At 70.1% G+C, this 17145-nt stretch carries 13 protein-coding genes and 3 pseudogenes; 8 read left to right on the top strand and 8 right to left on the bottom strand.

What is annotated here, in order from left to right; all coding sequences use genetic code 11:
- Positions 1–382 precede the first annotated feature (382 nt).
- Both ACZ7M3_RS43485 and ACZ7M3_RS43480 read right to left on the bottom strand, forming a co-directional pair.
- Positions 383–508 (bottom strand): annotated as a pseudogene (locus tag ACZ7M3_RS43485) (IS5/IS1182 family transposase); the annotation flags it as partial.
- A 16-nt stretch (positions 509–524) separates the two neighbouring features.
- Positions 525–3305: an AAA family ATPase gene (locus tag ACZ7M3_RS43480; RefSeq protein WP_472071208.1), complete on the bottom strand. Its 2781-nt coding sequence runs from the start codon at positions 3303–3305 to the stop codon at positions 525–527.
- A gap of 132 nt (positions 3306–3437) precedes the next feature.
- Between ACZ7M3_RS43480 and ACZ7M3_RS43475 the strand changes: the two are divergent.
- The 3 genes and pseudogenes from ACZ7M3_RS43475 (at position 3438) to ACZ7M3_RS43465 (ending at position 5445) form a co-directional block, all read left to right on the top strand.
- A pseudogene (locus ACZ7M3_RS43475) lies at positions 3438–4303 on the top strand (alpha/beta fold hydrolase).
- Positions 4300–5019, top strand: a complete 720-nt coding sequence (locus ACZ7M3_RS43470; protein ID WP_472071206.1) for an SDR family oxidoreductase — start codon at positions 4300–4302, stop codon at positions 5017–5019. The pseudogene ACZ7M3_RS43475 and the gene ACZ7M3_RS43470 overlap by 4 nt, the downstream one beginning before the upstream one ends.
- Before the next feature lie 132 nt (positions 5020–5151).
- Complete coding sequence (locus ACZ7M3_RS43465; protein WP_472071204.1) at positions 5152–5445, top strand: DUF427 domain-containing protein; 294 nt, start codon at positions 5152–5154, stop codon at positions 5443–5445.
- A 500-nt stretch (positions 5446–5945) separates the two neighbouring features.
- On the opposite strand, the gene ACZ7M3_RS43460 is transcribed toward ACZ7M3_RS43465, so the two are convergent.
- A complete protein-coding gene (locus ACZ7M3_RS43460) occupies positions 5946–6476 on the bottom strand; it encodes a GNAT family N-acetyltransferase (protein WP_472071202.1) in 531 nt (176 codons plus the stop codon).
- A gap of 461 nt (positions 6477–6937) precedes the next feature.
- On the bottom strand, positions 6938–8185 hold the full coding sequence (locus tag ACZ7M3_RS43455) for an MFS transporter (RefSeq protein ID WP_472071270.1): 1248 nt from the start codon (positions 8183–8185) through the stop codon (positions 6938–6940).
- Between the two features lie 205 nt (positions 8186–8390).
- Here ACZ7M3_RS43455 and ACZ7M3_RS43450 point away from each other — a divergent pair, with 205 nt between their 5' ends.
- Positions 8391–8525 carry a hypothetical protein gene (locus ACZ7M3_RS43450; RefSeq protein WP_450432883.1) on the top strand — a complete coding sequence of 45 codons (135 nt, stop codon included), beginning with the start codon at positions 8391–8393 and terminating at the stop codon, positions 8523–8525.
- 96 nt (positions 8526–8621) lie between these two features.
- Complete coding sequence (locus ACZ7M3_RS43445; RefSeq protein ID WP_472071200.1) at positions 8622–10139, top strand: aKG-HExxH-type peptide beta-hydroxylase; 1518 nt, start codon at positions 8622–8624, stop codon at positions 10137–10139.
- Between the two features lie 63 nt (positions 10140–10202).
- Here the strand turns inward: ACZ7M3_RS43445 and ACZ7M3_RS43440 are convergent, their stop codons facing one another.
- The gene (locus tag ACZ7M3_RS43440; RefSeq protein ID WP_472071198.1) at positions 10203–10907 is read right to left on the bottom strand and encodes a LuxR C-terminal-related transcriptional regulator; all 705 of its coding nucleotides are present in this window, start codon (positions 10905–10907) and stop codon (positions 10203–10205) included.
- Positions 10908–11288: 381 nt separating this feature from the next.
- Between ACZ7M3_RS43440 and ACZ7M3_RS43435 the strand changes: the two genes are divergently transcribed.
- Positions 11289–12401 (top strand): ABC transporter substrate-binding protein, encoded by a 1113-nt coding sequence (locus ACZ7M3_RS43435; RefSeq protein ID WP_472071196.1) that lies wholly within the window; start codon positions 11289–11291, stop codon positions 12399–12401.
- Between the two features lie 600 nt (positions 12402–13001).
- Here ACZ7M3_RS43435 and ACZ7M3_RS43430 read toward each other — a convergent pair.
- Positions 13002–14246 carry a ricin-type beta-trefoil lectin domain protein gene (locus ACZ7M3_RS43430; protein WP_472071194.1) on the bottom strand — a complete coding sequence of 415 codons (1245 nt, stop codon included), beginning with the start codon at positions 14244–14246 and terminating at the stop codon, positions 13002–13004.
- Positions 14247–14485: 239 nt separating this feature from the next.
- On the opposite strand from ACZ7M3_RS43430, the pseudogene ACZ7M3_RS43425 reads away from it, so the two are divergent.
- Positions 14486–14598 (top strand): annotated as a pseudogene (locus ACZ7M3_RS43425) (IS5/IS1182 family transposase); the annotation flags it as partial.
- 1086 nt (positions 14599–15684) lie between these two features.
- Here the strand turns inward: ACZ7M3_RS43425 and ACZ7M3_RS43420 are convergent.
- Positions 15685–16233 (bottom strand): hypothetical protein, encoded by a 549-nt coding sequence (locus ACZ7M3_RS43420; RefSeq protein WP_472071192.1) that lies wholly within the window; start codon positions 16231–16233, stop codon positions 15685–15687.
- 7 nt (positions 16234–16240) lie between these two features.
- Here ACZ7M3_RS43420 and ACZ7M3_RS43415 point away from each other — a divergent pair, with 7 nt between their 5' ends.
- The gene (locus tag ACZ7M3_RS43415) at positions 16241–16723 is read left to right on the top strand and encodes a hypothetical protein (RefSeq protein WP_472071190.1); all 483 of its coding nucleotides are present in this window, start codon (positions 16241–16243) and stop codon (positions 16721–16723) included.
- Positions 16724–16869: 146 nt separating this feature from the next.
- Here the strand turns inward: ACZ7M3_RS43415 and ACZ7M3_RS43410 are convergent, their stop codons facing one another.
- Positions 16870–17073, bottom strand: coding sequence for a hypothetical protein (locus tag ACZ7M3_RS43410; protein WP_472071188.1), 204 nt, complete (start codon positions 17071–17073; stop codon positions 16870–16872).
- Between the last annotated feature and the right edge of the window lie 72 nt (positions 17074–17145).

Below are 17145 nucleotides of genomic sequence, written 5' to 3'. Positions count from 1 at the left end.
TTCCCTGCAGGGCCGCCGTTGTTGCCGCCACCGCCGCCACCGCCGTTGCCGCCACCGCCGTTGCCGCCACCGCTGTTCGAGCTGCCCCCGCCGCCTACGACTCCCCCCTCCGCCGTCGGTGGTTCCCCCGCCGCCGGACGAGAGCGCCACCCCGCCCGAGCTGGCTCCCGATCCGTCGCCGTTCCCGCCCCCGTTGTTGCATGCGAGCAGTGGGGCACACAGCAGAAGCGTCACACTCCAGCGTGACACACGCCGCCAATTCGCCATTTCTCCCCCGTGACCGCGAAATCTGGCTGTATCGGGAGAATGACACTTGATCCGCCCAGGGTCCATCCCCTTCTCCAACTTGCGGGGGAGACTGCGCGGTGAGCCGGTCCCATCTTCTTGCTGAGCAGGTGCGATGCAGGATGAGGACGGCTTCAACGAGGCGCGTGACACGGGTGGTGGAGCGCCGGAGCTTGCGCGAGAGTCGCCGTACTTTGAGTGTGGCGAGGGCTTGCTCGACGAGGGTGTCGGCGATTGCTTCATGCGCCGCCATGGCCGCTAGGCAGGACCCGGTCGAGCTGGCTGCGTGAGGTGATGCCGAGCTTGGTGAAGACCTTGCGCAAGTGGTACTGGACGGTGCGTGCGCTGATGAACAGGCGGGTGCCGATCTCCGGGTTCGACAGGCCGCCGCGGGCCATCCGGGCGATCTGGCCTTCCTGGGCGGTCAGTTCCTCGTGCCGGGCCGGGGCGGTGCGCTTGTGGGCGGTTCCACCGGCGGCCCGCAGTTCGCGGCCGGCACGCTCGGCGAACGCTGTCATGCCCATCGTCTCCAGCATGCCGTGTGCCGTGCGCAGTTGTTCGCGTGCGTCGTTGCGGCGGCGTTCGCGGCGCAGCCATTCCCCGTACAGCAGATGCGCGCGGGCGAGATCGACCCGGAGTCGGGTCTTGGAGAAGTGGGTGATCGCCTCGCGGTACAGGCGCTCTGCTGCGTCGTCCTCGCTCAGCAGCGCGCGCGACCGGGCCCGGGTCCCCTGGACCCAGTCGGTGCCGCTGGCATCGGCCATCTCCGAGAGCCGGCGACAGGCGTCGGCTGCGGCCTCGGGCGTCCCGCAGCGTGCGGCGGCCTCGATCAGCTCGGCCAAGGGCCAGCACATCCCGGCAGGATCGTTGCCGTAGGCGGTGGCACGCACGCCCGCGGCCATGGCCTTGTCGTAGTGGCCGAGACCGTTGTTGAGGGCGGCGTTCGCCCATTCCGCGTAGGTGATGCCGATTCCCTCGCCGCGCGTGGTCACGTCCTCCAGGGTGGCGTCGATCACGGCACAGGCCCCGGCCTCGTCACCGCGCAGTGCGGCCAGGCCCATGGCGCTGTAGGACGCCAGGCCGCTCCCGGTCGCTTCCTTGACCGCCTGCAGTTCGTCGGACAGCGACGCCGCGCCGGGCAGATCACCGGCGAACAACAGCACGTAGGCACGTGCGGTGAGGGCCAGTGGCAGCTCACTGAGCGTGCCGGTCTCGCGCGCCAGTCGGAGGTACCGGGCCGAGAGCGTCTCCCAACGGTCGTCGTCCCAGAGCCGGATGGCCGTGATGCACGCCAGATGCATGCGTCGCAGTTCCTCCTCGGCGGACATACCGAGTCCGAAGTCGGCCAGGGCCCTGCGCAGGACCGGGACTCCTGCGGCATACCCGACATCAACCGTCGCTGCCGTGCCGTCGAGAAGGAGATCGGAAGCGCGCGGGGCGTGACGCGGCGGAGGTGCCGCGCCCGCCGCTCGGGCCACCTCGAGCACGTCACCGCCGGGACCGGCCAGGCGTCCGGCGAAGATCGCGCCGAGCAGCGCATCCAGGTAGGCCGCGCGGGAGAGATCCGCGTCGATGGGCCGGAGCCGCTTGGCCGCCCTCAGCAGCAGCGCGGGGGCATCACCACCCCGGCTGGTGATGAACGCGAGCTGGGCCCGCATCATGTCGACACTTGCCTGCTGGAAGTCGCTGAGCTGCCCGGATTCGGCCATGGCCAGCAGCTCCCACGCCACGTCGAAAGCACCTGCCTGGATCGTGGCCCGCGCGGCGTCCAGGGCCCGGCCGGCCCGCCCTGCCGGGTCGAGCGTGAGCAGCGCCGCCTGCTTCAGGAACGCGGCTGCCGCGGCGGTGCCGCCGCGTGCCCGGGCCCGCCCGGCCGAGTGTTCGAGTTCGGCGGCGACGTCCTCGTCCGGTCCCGGGGCGGCCTGCGCGCGGTGCCAGGCACGCCGGTCGGGGTCGAGCCGCGGATCGGTGGCCTCGGCCAGGGCGCGGTGCGCGGCCTGTCTGTCCTGAGCCGACGCCGAGCGGTACGCCGCCGAGCGGGCCAGCGGATGGCGGAACCGTACCCGGGTGCCGAGCTCGACCAGGCCGGCCCCGGTGGCGGGTGCCGCCGCGTCGGTGCCGGTTCCGAGTCGGCCGGCTGCCCGCCACACCAGGGCCGGGTCGCCGGAGGGGTCGGCCGCCGCGATCAGCAGCAGCCTCCGGGACTGTTGCGGAAGGGCGCCGACCCGCCGTAGGAAATTCTCCTCGACACTGCCCGAGAGCGGCATCAGCCCGGGGAGCCCGAATCCGCCGGCCAGCTCCGCGGGCGCCAGCCCCCGCGTCAGCTCCAGCAGGGCCAGCGGGTTGCCTCGTGCCTCGAACACGATCTGATCGCGTACCCGGGCGTCGATCGGCCCGGTCAGTACCGCGTCCAGCAGCGCCCGCGCGTCGGCCTCCCGCAGCCCTTCGACCCGCAGTTCCGGCACTCCGCCCAGGTCGCTGTGCACGGTACGGGCCGCGAAGACCAGGCCCATCGACTCCGCCCCCAATCGGCGCGCGACGAAGGCGAGGACCTGCGCCGAGGCGCGGTCGAGCCACTGCTCGTCGTCGATCAGGCAGATCAGCGGCCGCTGCTCCGCGACCTCGGACAACAGGCCGAGCACGGCCAGACCGACCAGGAACCGGTCCGGCGCCGGCCCCTCGCTCATCCCGAAGGCGGTGCGGAGCGCGTCACGCTGCGGCCCCGGCAGATGCCCGAGCCGGTCCAGCAGCGGCGCGCACAGCTGGTGCAGCCCGGCGAACGCGGGTTCCATCTCCGACTGGATACCCGCGGCGCGTACGACACGGCAGCCGAGCGCCTGCACGGCCAGGTACTCGAGCAGCGCCGTCTTGCCCACGCCCGGCTCGCCGGTCAGCACCAGCGCCCGGCTCTCACCGCTGCGAACGGCCCCGATCAGCCGGTCGAACACCCCGCACTCACCGCGGCGGCCCGTCAGCTCTGCCGCGCGCCTCCATCCCGGCGGGTCCGCGGCCTCACGCACGACACCACGTTATCCCCCTCCAGCCGGCACACCGGCGACGGTGGCCAGCCAGTGGCGGATGCGACCGCCGCCCCACCGGTCGCACGCTTGAACCAGGACATCAGTGGGGGACGGACCGTGAACGGAGCAGCCATGACGACCATCCACCACCGCTACGCCACCGTCCGTGGACAGCGACTGTTCTACCGGGAGGCCGGGCCGCCCGACGCGCCCGCCGTGGTACTGCTGCACGGCTTTCCCACGAGCTCGTTCATGTTCCGGAACCTGATCCCGCTGCTGGCCGACCGGTATCACGTGATCGCCCCCGACCACCTGGGCTTCGGACTCTCCGACGCGCCACCGGTGGATGAGTTCGACTACACCTTCGACGCTCTGGCCGACCTGACCGCGGAGCTGCTGGGGCAGCTCGGGGTCACCCGGTTCGCCTTGTACGTCCACGACTACGGCGCACCCCTGGGCTGGCGGCTCGCCCTGGCGGACCCCGCCGCGGTCACGGCGATCATCAGCCAGAACGGCAACGGCTACGAATCGGGGTTCACCGAGGACTTCTGGAAACCGGTGCGCGCGTACTGGCATGACCAGACACCGCAGACCGAGGCGGCGATACGTCAGGCGCTGACCTTGGAGGTCACGTGGTGGCAGTACCTGCACGGCGTGTCGGACGAGAGCCTGGTCGACCCCGACACCTGGTACCACGATTTCGCCCTGCTGTCCCGGCCGGGAACGACCTGGTCCAGTTGCGGCTGTTCGCCGACTACGCCGGCAACCTCCCGCTGTATCCGAAGCTGCACAGTTACCTCCGCGACAGCGGGGTACCGCTGCTGGCCGTGTGGGGCCGCAACGACGAGATCTTCGGCCCCGAGGGCGCGCTCGCCTTCTCCGAGCACGCACCTCGGGCCGAGATCTGCCTGCTCGACGGCGGGCATTTCCTGCTCGAAAGCCATCTCGACGCCGCTGCGGGCGCCGTCCGCAGCTTCCTGGAAAGGACACTGACATGACTGGCCTCCTGGAGGACGAGACCGTCCTTGTCGTCGGGCGGGGCGGCGGGATCGCCCGCGCCATCGCCTTCGCCGCCCGGGACGCGGGAGCCCGCGTCATCGCCGCGGGCCGCGACCGGCAGGCCCTTGCCGACGCCTACGCCGGCGAACCCGACATCACCACCGACACCGTCGACCTCACCGACGAAGCCGCCATCGCCGCTCTCGGCGAACGGCTCGGTACCGTCGACCATGTGGTGTCCACGGCCTCGGCCCGTGCTCGCGGGCGCCTCGCCGGCCTGGACCGGGATGCGGTTCGCCGCTCGTTCGACACCAAGGTGATCGGCCCGCTCATGCTGGCCAAGCACCTGGGTCCCCGCATCGGTGAGGGCGGGTCGTTCACCCTCTTCTCCGGCGTCGCCGCGGCGAAGATCGCGGTGGGGACCCTGGCCGTGGCCATCACGAACGGCGCCGCTGAGGTTCTGGCCCGCTCCCTCGCTCTGGAACTGGCCCCGATCCGGGTCAACGCCATCTCTCCCGGGGTGATCGACACCGGCGCCTGGGACGCCCTCGGCGAGCAGGGCAAGGCGGACTACTTCGCCGACATCGGCGCCCGCAACCCCGCACGGCGTATCGGCACCACCGACGACATCGCCAATGCCGTCCTGTTCGCCATGACCAGCACCTTCCTGACCGGCGTGACCCTGCACATCGACGGCGGTGAGCCGCTCACCTGAACCCGTCGCCGGTCCGATCCGAACAAGACCCCGAGAGGAAGCAAGACTCCGAAAGGAGCAAGACGATGGGCCTCTCCTGGCAGCAAGGACCGCGCGCCCGCGGCGGTCGGCCGGTTCCTGGTCCCCGATGCGTTGTCCGACCGGATGCTGTTCGCCGAGCCGCTGCGCCGTCGCATGCGCGTCCGGTTCGGTGACACCTGGATCGTCGACAGCGAGGATGCCGTACTGCTGCACGAGCCCGGCCGCTATCCGGTGGCCTACTTCCCGCTCGGCGACGTCACCGCCGACGTCCTGCAACCGGGCGAGCACACCACCCGGCACCGTGACCTCGGGACGACGGCCTGTTACACCGTCCGGCCGGGACGCAGAGCAGGCAGCGCGCGGCGTGGCAGCACACCGAACTGCCCGACCATGCCGGAGACCTGAAGGGACGGGTCGCCTTCGCGTGGCGGGCCATGGATGCCTTCTACGAGGAGGACGAGCGGATCGTCGGCCACGCCGCCGACAGCTACCACCGCATCGACATCCGCTCCACCAGCCGCCACCTGGTCGTCCGCAGCGGCGACGGGGTCGTCGCCGACACCATCCGACCCCTGGTCCTGAAGGAACGATGCCCGAGACCTCAGCTGACCTGCGCTACAGCAGTGATCACCCTGTCGGTCAGCGACGTCGACCAGGCCGCAGCCTTCTCCACCCAGGTCGGCTACATCCTCGATGTCGACTGCCATCCGGCCGACAACTTCCGCGTATTGCAGCTGACTCCGCCGGGCTCGGCCTGCTCGATCCAGGCGACTGGGCGTCGGGCCCCGACCCCGACCGCCGGGACTACGCCAGCTTCGCCGACTTCGCCGACCCGGACGGCAACACCTGGGCGCTCCAGGAAATCGGCCGAATCAGCCCCAGCTCCACACCTGTTGCGCACGTGCCTACAGAGTGATCCAGTAGCGGCGCTTGATGCCCGCGTTGGTTGTGCGGACGTCCTCCAGGACACCACCGTTGCGTTCGATGCTGCGTGCCGACGCGACGTTGTCGTCGTCGCAGGTGACGAGAACTCGATCCAGGCCGAGCGCACGGGCCTCTGGTAGAACCGCCCCGAGAGCCCAGGTGGCCAAGCCGCGTCTCCGGAAGGAGGGTCGGATGCTGTAGCCGATGTGCCCGCCGATGTCGAGCAGAAGGGCGTTCAGGTAGTGCCGTAGATCGACGGCCCCCAGATAGCTGTCGCCCTCGACGATCCACCAATGGGTCGCATGGACGCGCTCGTCCCCGACGGCGACCGACCTGTCCGACTGCTGTCGCAGTCGTTCGACCCACTCCGAGAAGATCTCGGGGTTGTCGAGGTCGGCATCAGGAGCGAGACGCAGGCCCGTCCCGTCCTGGTGGGCACCTGGAGACCACTCGTCACGCGCTGCGAGCCATGAGGAATGCAACCGGCCTGTGGGTGCGATCAGTTCAGGCATGCGGGCGACGCTAGCACTCGTTCGTCTCCCGTGATCATGTTTTGCTGCGCTGGGTTGTTGAAGTGTGCTGGTCATGCTGCGAGGGCGAGGTTGTGCCCGACGCGGGCCCGTTCCCGGAGATGCTCCGCGTTGGCTGTGCTTCGTGGTCTGCACTCGTCGACGAAGCCCGCCCCTGGCCGCAGTGCAGCAGTTCCAGCCGTGGGTGATGGTGCACTGCTCGCAGGTGATCGTGCCGTTCATGTCCGGGTAGTGCCGCTGCCATGCGCAAGAACTCTGTGCTCGCTCCTGCACCGGCTTCCACGGTTGGGCCTCGGCGTCCGTACTTGATCGTTCCTCAGGCACCATCCTGCGCCGACACCGTGACCTCGTCCCATCAACGCCTCGGTGCGTAGGCCGAGTTGCTGCTCGGTGTACACCTGATTCCCCGGTTGTCGTGGAGTCTGGTCCACAGGGGTCCGGCCCTACTGGCCGCGTCCCGTTCGCCACGGGGCCACACACCTTGCCACGCACACCGTCGCGAGACCGGCGAGCGCCATGGCCACGCCGACGTCGGTGAACTCGGCGACGGCCCCGAACACGACCGGTCCCGCACCCTGCACCGTCATCAGTCCGGCGGTGAGCAGTCCGAACGCCTGGCCGCGGCCGGCCTCCGGGACCGCGTCGAGGAAGGGGCGCTGGAGTCCGAGTGCGTACGCGAACCCGGTTCCGGTGACCAGAAGGAGGCCCGCGCACACCACCCACGGCGGATCCAGCGCGAAGCCGGCCAGCGGCAGGCCGATGACCACCACCAGCGCGGCGACCAGGCGTTCCCGTACGGCGGGACGGACGAAGCGGCCGACGGCCAGGTCACCGGCGAGCATGCCGACCGGCAGGCAGGCCAGCAGCAGTCCGGCCGAACCGGCGGGCATGCCGCGACCGCCCGCGAACGGGACGATCAGGCTCTCGGCACCGGCGACAAACGCGGGCGGCAGCCACTGGGCGAGCAGGAGCGTGCGGACCCTCCGTTCGGCGAGCAGCTTCGTGTTGCCGGACCAACTGTGGCGCAGCACCGAGCCGAAGCCCTGCCCCGATCCGTGCCGTACCGCCTGCTCGGGCGCGGGCAGGTCGGGCAGCCGGAGGCGGACGGCGACCGCGGCGGCCAGGTAGACGCCCGCGCTGAGCAGGAGCGCGGTCCGCGGGCCAAGGAGCTCGACCGCGGCACCGCCGCCGGCCAGGCCGAGCAATTGTGCCGCGGACGCGGACATGTTGGACAACGAGCGTCCCAGGACGTAGGCGTCACCGGTGCGCGTCTCGGCGATGAGTCGGTTGGTCACGCCGCTGAAGGCGGGGGTCAAGCAGGCCACGACGGCGATGACGACCAGGATCGCCGCCACTGGTAAGTGGGCCACCCCCATGGCGGCGGTCGCCGCACACTGGAGGCCGTATCCCGCGGTGACGAGCCGGCGCGGGCGGGCGCGGTCGGCGAGCGAGCCGAGGAAGAGCGAACCGGCGAGTTGCGGCAGGAAGCTGACGCCGAACGTCAGGGCGCCCAGCAGGGGTGAGCCGGTCGTCGCGAAGACGAGCACCGAAAGGGTCATGATCCGCAGCGAGTCGGCCGTGACCGTCAGGGTCCGGGTCACGAACAGCAGCCGGAAGCTCCGGTCGGCCAGCACTTCCCGATACGTGGCGCGCTGTTGCGGGGCGAGGTCGGGGGCGGAGGTCACGGGCAGGAGAGTGCCGGGCGCCCGGCGACCCAGGCTGCCGTTACGCCTGAGGCGTAAGCCCATCAGCGTGTCTGCCGGGGCTCGGGACAAAATTCAGGACAACAGTCCCATCGGTGCGGGACGCGGGGTGCCGGAGAATGACGCATCCGGGCAGGATGCCATCCGCCCAGCCCGGGCCTGCTCCGTCCACAGACGACCGAAGGGACCGGACATGCTGGTAGACCACATCGAGACCCCCGACCTGGCTCCGCAGACCTACCTCGACGACGAAGCCCCGGAGGTTTCCGTCGACGCCCCGGAGGAGCGCGCCTGGCTCCCGTCGTACCAGGCGGTCCGGACCGCCTGACGCGCGGCGCGTCCCGTCGGTACCGGGCCCGAGACAGGGCCCGGTACCGATGACTTACGTCCGCGTCCGCCGCCCGACTCTGAAGGACGGTCCTCGTTGCCCGCTTCACCTTCCGCCGCCGAGCCGGTCACCGACCGGGTGGCGCAGGCCGACACCATGCTCTGCGCCGATCGGCAGTTCGGCGACTCCGCCGCCATCGGCGAGCGCAACCTCGCCCGGTTCCGGCTGGGCCTGACCATGCTGGCGCGGCATGACGGCGCAGCAGCGGACGTGCTGCGGACAACGGCCTCGGCGGCCGACGAACACCTCCGATCGCTGCTGTACGACCCGGTGCTGCGCAACTGCTTCGAGGTCGACCTCGCGCGACTGGAGAGCGGCCGACTCGGACCCAGCTCGTTCGGCTCCTACGTGAGCGGTTACGTGCCGGCCTTGGCGGCGGAAGCTCCGCCCGCCACGGGGCCCTGCGAAGCCCTCACCCGTCCGCACCGGAGTGCCTGGCCCGGTCTCGGGGACGCCTGGGTGCTGACCGAGCCGGCGCCACACGGCAGTTCGCAGGAGATGCTGGCCGGGCGCCTCATGGAGCTGTACCGCGGCGCGCTCGGCGACGGCCGGGCGGCAGGCCCGGTCGATCCGGCGGACAGCGTCCGCGCTGTCCTGCGGGAGGGCGCGGAACTCCTCGCGACACTGTTGCCCGCCGCGGGAGCCGGTGTACTCGGGCACGTCACCATGGTGGGCTTCACCCATAGGGAGAGCGAAGAGGGCCCCCTGCAGTCCATGTCCGGCGGCGACCCGCTTCCCTCGACGGTGCTGCTGGCGCCCGAACGCTGCACGTCTCCGTGGCTCGCCGCCGAGAGCCTGCTGCACGAGGGCGCCCACCTCAAGCTCTTCGACGCGCTCCGTACGGGCTCGGTGGTCAAGAACGCCACCGAGCGCGTCCCGATCCCGTGGCGGATCGGTTCGTGGACGGTCATCCGGGTGTTCGTAGCCCTGCATTTCTACGTGCACCTGCTCGTCTTCCGGGCTGCGGCGGCCGCCGCGGGTGAAGCGGTCCGGGAGAGGTTCGGCCCGCCCCCGTCGGTCGAGGACCTCGACGAGCCCAGCCCCGGCACCCCCGCCGCCCGCAGCGGGCAGTACCGGACCAGTGCGGAACGGGCCCGCTACCTCGCCGAGTGTGTGCTGTCGCTGCCGGAGGAGGCACTCACCGAGAACGGGCACCGGTTCGCCCGCTGGCTCCTCACCGCGCTCCGTCTGGTGGACGACGACGCGCCGCGGCCCCATGACCGTGCCGCAGCGACGACCCGGCCGGCGCAACCGTGGCAGCCGCCGGAGAATCCCTCAGGAGGCGTCCTCCAGCGGATCACCCCGGTGGACGCATGCGCCCTGCCCGGCCTGGGACAACTCGTCGTGAGTCCCACGCGGTCGGCCCGAATGCACTGGCTGAACGCGCGCTCGTGGACGGTCTACTCCCTGTGTGACGGGCGTGACCTCGGCTCGGTACGCACGGCCTACGCCCGAGCGGTCGGTCTCCCGGGCGACTCGGAGGAGGCCGACCGGCAGGTGAGCAACAGCGTGCGTCGGCTTGTGGCAGCCGACCTCATCACCCACGACATGTGACACTCCCCGCTCCGGGCACTGGTTCCGTCGGCCACGCCTGTGCAGCTGTTCCGCTGCTGCGCCTTACATACTTGCGGAGCCGGAGCCGGAGCCGGGGTCGGCCGTTTCCAGGCCGGCCAGCCGTGCGGACACAATGGCCTCCAGCCGACTGGAGACATGAATTTTCGGCAGGATGGCCGAGACGTAATTGCGTACGGTCTTCTCCGATATGAACAGCTCCTGCGCTATTCGGCGGTTTCCGTAGCCGAGCGAGACCAATCGCAGCACTTCCCGTTCCCGGTTCGTAAGCGCTGGGAACGGGAGCGTGCCGTCGGCTTCCGCCAGGCGCACCAAGAGGGCGGACAGTTCGCCGCCGGCCCGCGGTCCCAGCGTGACGTACCCCCGCTGTACGGCCCGCACGCTGCGCAGCAAGTCCACCGTCTCCGTGTTCTTGAGCAGATAGCCCGTGGCCCCCGCCATCAGCGTGGTGAGCAGCAGGCCGTCGTCGTCGTGCTCCGGGGACACCGAGGCGATCAGCCGCGGCGCCGGGTAGTGCCGACGCAGTTGCTGGAGCAGCCCGATTCCCGCGCGCCCAGGCAGGTCGAGGTCGACGATGACCACATCGGGCTTCTCCTCCCGGACCGCCCGCACGCCGACGTGCGGGTCGTGGGTCCCTGCGGCGACGGTGATCCCACCATCTTCTAACGCGGAACGTAATCCGCCCAGAATCAGGGGAATGCTCTCTATTACCACCACACGCGTACCGATATGTCGGACCGCATTGGCCATTCTGGCCCTTCCTCACACCCGGGCCGGCGTGAGGCGCAACGAAGCGTCTTCCCCACACCGCCATGATCAACGTTCGAGTGAAAGCGTAGAACCCCCGTTGACCGGCGGCCGGTACAGCGCATGTGCGGATCCGGCGGCGGGTCGGAGGGGGCCATCGGACTGGTGTGGTGTGGCCGAGCCTAGGCAACTCCTGGTGGACCTGTTACGGCAGAGCTGACCGATGCCCCTCGGGCTCGATCGGCGGCGCGATGGCCGGCTGACGGCCACGGAACAGGGCGCTGAAGTCGGCCATTCTCGGCTCGACTACTCTCGGCGAGACTGACGTTCACTCTGCGATCCGGGAGAACTGCGACCGAATCGTCACTCGGGAGACGCCAACGCATGAATACGCCACCATCGCCGCCTGCAGCGGAGCGGACTGACGGATCATCCGTCCGGATCGGCGCTCTCGTTCCGCTGTCTAGGCCTGGCTGGGTCGAGGCAGGCCAACAGTTGCTCGCTGGACTCGAGTTGGCCGTTTGCGAAGTCAATGACGCCGGCGGGATCGTCGGGAGACCACTCGGGCTGGTGGTCCGAGACACCGCGGCCGATCCACAGCAGGCCGCGGCGGCCGTGGATGAATTGGCTCGCCTGGGCGTGGCTGCCTTGGCGGGGGAGTATCACAGCGTCGTCGCGCGCGCCGCTGCCGCCAGGGCCGACGCCCTCGGCCTGCCGTTCCTCTGCTCGTCAGCGGTTCTCGACGCGCTCACCGAACAGCCGACGGAATGGGTCGCGCGCCTCGCCCCGGCACAGTCCCACGGCTGGCGGATCTACGCAGACTTCCTTCTCGGCGCGGGCCACAGTCGAATCGCCGTAGCAGCCGAGCCGAGTGTCTACTGGACATCCGGGGCCCGCATCCTGCGGGACTACCTCGCTCCACGCGGCGGCACCGTCATCGAACTCGACATGCGCGAGCTCGCCCCCACGGCCGTGTGCGACGAACTCGTCGACAATCGCGCGACAGCCCTCCTTCTGCTGGTCGGCCACCCGGATCCGGCCGTGTCGATGGTCAAGTCCGTCCGCCGCGACCAGCGCCTCGCCGAGATCATGATTGGCGCACCGGCAGGGCAACCCGAGTTCGCCGAGTGGGCGACGTTGCTGGGCGACGACAGCGCCGCGATCCCGTTCTTGCGCTACTTGCCCGAGCGCCTCACCCCACTCGGCGCACGAGTCGAGACGGCCCTCCGCGAGCGGCTGGGCAAAGCACCCTCGTTCGTCGCCTTCGAGGGCTACGACACGGTCGCCGTCCTCGCCGATCTGCTGCGTTCTCACGGCGCGGACCGGGTGCGCACTGCCGAATCCTGGCCGCGCGTCGCAGTCGAAGGCACCCGCGGGCAGATCCAGTTCTCCCGCACGCCAGGCATCAGCGTGTGGCAATGGGCCTGGACGCCAGTCCAAGTCGTTGATCGAGATCCGGCGCGACCCGATCGCTTTCGGATCCTCCACACCGGCTGAGAGAGCACGGAAGTCCGACTGCCCAGATCTGTCAGGACCTGAGGCATGACGTTCGGCCCAGCAGGAGCCGGAGGTTGGGCCGATGCCGAGTGGACCGAACTCATCGAAGGCGAAAGCGCGGTCTGGACGCTGGTTGAGCGCCTATTCGCTGCGGGCGAGCTTGGCGTCGAAGGTCGGATCCGGGGACTCCTTCCACGTCTTCGTATCCTGGAAGGACATCCTGCGGCGGGCCCTGCAAGCGGTGCAGGGCCTCCCGGCCGATCGTGATCGGCCGGGAGGTGTTCCGACACACGCGATCGGCGAGCTCGCGGATCCCGACCGGTGGTCACAGCACTGGCTGAGGATGCGCCAGTTCTTGATCAGTGGTTGACGAAGTCCGGGCCGATCGGTCTGTATACGGCCGTACACCTGGTCCATGGGCTGCTGACCGGCGCTGCCCGCCCGGGTTGGGAGGCCGTGGGTGAACAGCCGGCGATGCGTGCGCCCCGGGCGCCGAGCACGGGGGACACGTACGGGGGTCCGGCCGGGGCGAACCCCACCGGACCCCCGTCCCCCCGTCCCCCCGTCCCCCCGTTCCCCTCCGTCCCCCGTGGCGGGATCTCAGCTCACGGTCCACTTCTGGTTGGCGCCGCCCGAGCACGACCAGATCTGCAGCCGGGTGCCGTTGGCCGAGCTGTTGCCCGTCGCGTCCAGACACTTGTTGGCCTGCGGGTTCACGATGTCGTGGGCCGCGCTGACGGCCCACTTCTGGTTGGGCCCGCCCGTGCAGTCCCACAGCTGTACGGTCGAGCCGTCCGCAGTGCCGTTGCCGGTGACATCCAGGCACTTGCCCAGCGCGCGTATGGTGCCGTCGGAGGAGACCGTCCACTGCTGGGCCGTGGTGCCGTTGCAGTCGTAGAGCTGTACGGGCGTGCCGTTGGCCGCGTTCGCCCCGGCCACGTCCACGCACTTGCCGGCGAGCCCGGTGATCGGGCCGCCGGTGGACCCCGAACCGTCGCTCGTCGTCACCTTCACCTCGTCCACCACCAACTGCTGCGGGAAGACGGTGGAGCCGTCGGGGTCGCCCGGCCAGTAGCCGCCGACCGCGAGGTTGAGGATCATGAAGAACGGCTTGTTGAACACCCAGGTCTTGCCGCCCAGATCGGCGGGCGTGCGCCGCTGGTACACCGTGCCGTCCACCGACCAGGTGATGGAGTCGGGGGCCCAGTCGACGGCGAAGGTGTGGAAGGCGTCGGCGAAGGCCTGGCCGCCCGGCAGGGAGTAGGCGGCGCCGATGCCCCCGGATCCCGAGTACCCGGGCCCGTGGATGGTGCCGTGCACGGTCGAGGGTTCGAAGCCGACGTTCTCCATGACGTCGATCTCGCCCGAGTTCGGCCAGCCGACCTGTCCGATGTCGCTGCCGAGCATCCAGAAGGCGGGCCACATGCCCTGGCCGCGCGGGATCTTCATCCGCGCCTCGACATGGCCATAGGTTCCGGAGAACTTCCCGGAGGTGTTCATCCGGGCCGAGGTGTACTCACAACGCCCGTACCAGCACTGGTAGTTGCCCGGATTCTCGCGGCGAGCGGTGATCACCAGGTGACCCTGGCCGTCCAGCGTCGCGTTGTTGCTTCCGGACGTGTAGTACTGCCGCTCGTGGTTGTTGACGTTGTCTCCGGTCTCGATCTGCCACTTCGAGGTGTCGACGCCCGCGCCCGCGGAACCGTCGAACGTGTCGGAGAAGGTGGTGACGGCCGCGGCCGCCGTGGGGGGATCCGCCTGGGCGGGAACGATGGCTGCAGCCGTGACGAGCGCTGCGGACAACGCTGCCAAGAGGCATCTGCGGAGGAGACGTGGGGAGTCCAAGACTCTCCCTTCCGTACGGCGCCCTGAGAAGGGGGCGTCGACTGAGGTGGGGGGTACGTGCATCGCCTCTTGATTTAAGGAGTGAGGTAAGGGGGTGTCAATACTTTGGTCCGGACCAGCACTTCGGGTTCGGCTCAGGCCTCCTAGGAGTCGCGCCGTTCGCGGAAAACGACGGCATGGGCGCACCTCCCGGCCGCGGCCACCGTCCTAGCAGCGGCAGGCAACCCACCAGCGCGCCACTGGTGTTGAGGGCCGAGCCGTGTGGGTGGAGACGTTCACCGGACTGCGGATGAGGCAGTTCGAACGGCTGCTGACGGTGGTGCGGGAACGGGTCGGGATCGGTCCTGCAGGCCGGCCGGCCGTGTCTCGGTCCGTGACCGGAAGGTCGGTGCTTCCGCGCCCGGTCACTGCTGCCGAGCGAGGAAGCGGACAACGGGGAACATCCCCGGATACGGGCTCGCGCCGGGAATGCCTTCGCCCGGATGAAGCACTACACGATTCTCCGCGACTGTCGGTGGCACGGAAATGGCCGCCAGTACGCGCTCCAGACCGTGGCCCACCTGCGCGTAACCTCGCCCTCCCCGCGTGACCACCACACGCAAACAACCCAGCACAGGCTGCCTGACCACGGTGCTTGGGTCAGTTCGGCCGATGGCGCGCATGCGTTCCTCGCTCATGGACAGTGGGCCATGGGGTCGGCCCACTGCTGAGGACGTGGTCGATATCATGACATCGTGGGGTTATGGGCAACTCCATGGAGTATCCCGTTTTCAGAAGCAGCAGTGCGACGGACGTGTATGCACTGGCCCAGCGTCTGCGGGCGTTGATGTCATGGTCGAGGCCGACCGTCCGTCCGGCGGCCGAACTGCAGACGCCGAGGACGTGTGGCGGATGGTGAACGTACTGCCGAACGCACCGTACGAGGCCGAGGGCGTGCCGTTCGATCCCGAACGGTGGGGTCATGAGTACCGTGGGGACGCCAACACCGATGACGTGGACTGGGAGCGGCCTGCTGGAGACCACACGGTCTTTGTGCACATGACCAAGTTTGGCAGTCTTCCCCGAGCACAGTGGTTGGCGGGTCAGTTCGGTGCGTCAGTGCTGGGGAGCCCGATGGTCGGGTGGTGATCGAAACGGGCAGGGCCGCCAGGGCGTTCGTCTGAAGTAACGGATACGACGATCTTCGTGTGGCTGGTGGAATCGCGGCGGTGGAGACGTCCTGGACAGTCCCTTTCCCCGGGCTGAACCCACGACAGGTCGGTAAATCGATCACGGGACCGTGCCGCTCGATGGCAACGGCAGCTACCGGCGTCGGCCGCTCCGTACCTCCTCGCGCAACGCCCTCGTCAGCACCGCCCGCCGACTGCCCGCCCCGGTCGACTCCAGGATCGGATCGGCCGCGAGTACGTCGGCGCCGCGTCGCTCCAGGCGCTCGTCGTCATGCGGGCACCCCGGCCTCGTCCGTGACCATGGCCATCTCACCCGGGGGAAGGGTGGGGTTGGCACCCGCGCTGGTGGCCAGCTCGGGCAGGGCGAGGGCCTCCAGGAGCCGGGGGAGTGGTAGGCGCGGGTCGCAGGCCGCTGCCTGGCGTGTCCAGACGTCCGGGTCGTGGCTGAGTCGCTCGATCAGGTCGGGATCGGCGGCGGGGTCGCGGACTACCACTTGTCGGTAGATCCCGTCCGGATGGTCCGCGTAGCGGGCGGCGAGCCCCTCGCGGGGGAAGCGGGGGTGGCCGGTCGCCATCCAGGCGGAGAACGTCCCGCCGAGCCGTGCGTACACGCTCATCAGGACCTCCTCCGGGGTGTCGGGGTGATAGACGGCCAGGTGGGTGCGCACGAGGATGTCCGTGTCCTCGGCCAGCAGCCGCAGGAGATCGGGTCGCAGATGGGGGCTGCGGGCCGCGGCGCGGCAGAGGATGGGCGGAGGTCGCGGCCCGGTGCGGCACGTCCTGATCGGCGATGCCGGCCGCCACCCAGTCCACGTCACCCCGTGAGTGCGGCGCCACTGTGACGTCGATGGCGGCGCGTCGGGCTTCGGTCAGCTCGGGCCGGAGGGAGACGGCGAGCCGCACCCCGTCGTCGGGGTCGACGGCGAGACGGTCCACGAGGTCGGCCGGCAGGGACGGATTACGGGCGAGTTCGACCAGGTGGACGCCTTCGGCGAGGAACCGCTCGGCGCCCGCGCGGTCGAGAAGCCCACGGCGCAGCGCCTCGGGCAGGACGGCGGGGTCGCGGAGCAGTGCCGCCGTGAGCCGTTCGTCGTGAAGACACGCGCACAGTGCGGCCGACCGCCGTACCTCACGGTCGGGGGCGTCGAGCAGCGTGGCACGCCCGTCCGCCGTCAGGTCGTCCCAGACCCGCAGAGCGGCGCGCCGTGCGGCCGGATCGGGATGCCGGACCAGGGAGGCGAGGAAGGACGGCGCCAAGTGGCGCGAGTGCAACAGCGCGCTACGTACGGATGGTTCGGGGTCTTCTAGGAGACGCCCACACACGGCATCCGGCAACGGACGGACCTTCGTCCGGTGATTGTGGGTCCACTCGGGTCCCCTTGCGACGGCGGCCCGCACCCTGGGCGAGGGGTCGTCCGCGAGCCGGGCCCGCTGCTCGGGCTCTGCCTGGCCGCTCAGCGCGAACTCGACTCGCGCGTCCAGGACCGGGTGGGTGAGGACGGCCGCCACGGCCGGCTCGGGCAGCCCGGGCCGGTGGAGGGCTTGGAAGGCGGGCCGTGGCCCCCGCCGTCGAAGGCGATCAGCCGCAGCAGTAGCGGTGTGGGAAGGGCCGGGTCGGAGGCGACTCCGTCCAGCGCGGAAGAGTAGAAGGCGACCATGTCCCAGCTCTCCGCCCCGCCGCTTTGACTGCAACCCCGACGCCTACGCGGTATCGGCCTTACGTGTCAACG

Source organism: Streptomyces sp. NPDC111656, from assembly GCF_055656965.1.
Note: the sequence above shows the minus strand (reverse complement) of the source record. Positions and strands in the feature narration are given on the sequence as shown.

Excerpts from the sequence above, each read along its gene's own strand:
- ACZ7M3_RS43470 (WP_472071206.1), top strand. The coding sequence starts at position 4,300 with ATGACTGGCCTCCTGGAGGACGAGACCGTCCTTGTCGTCGGGCGGGGC.
- ACZ7M3_RS43460 (WP_472071202.1), bottom strand. The coding sequence starts at position 6,476 with ATGCCTGAACTGATCGCACCCACAGGCCGGTTGCATTCCTCATGGCTC.
- ACZ7M3_RS43450 (WP_450432883.1), top strand. The coding sequence starts at position 8,391 with ATGCTGGTAGACCACATCGAGACCCCCGACCTGGCTCCGCAGACCTAC.
- ACZ7M3_RS43440 (WP_472071198.1), bottom strand. The coding sequence starts at position 10,907 with ATGGCCAATGCGGTCCGACATATCGGTACGCGTGTGGTGGTAATAGAG.
- ACZ7M3_RS43435 (WP_472071196.1), top strand. The coding sequence starts at position 11,289 with ATGAATACGCCACCATCGCCGCCTGCAGCGGAGCGGACTGACGGATCA.
- ACZ7M3_RS43410 (WP_472071188.1), bottom strand. The coding sequence starts at position 17,073 with ATGGTCGCCTTCTACTCTTCCGCGCTGGACGGAGTCGCCTCCGACCCG.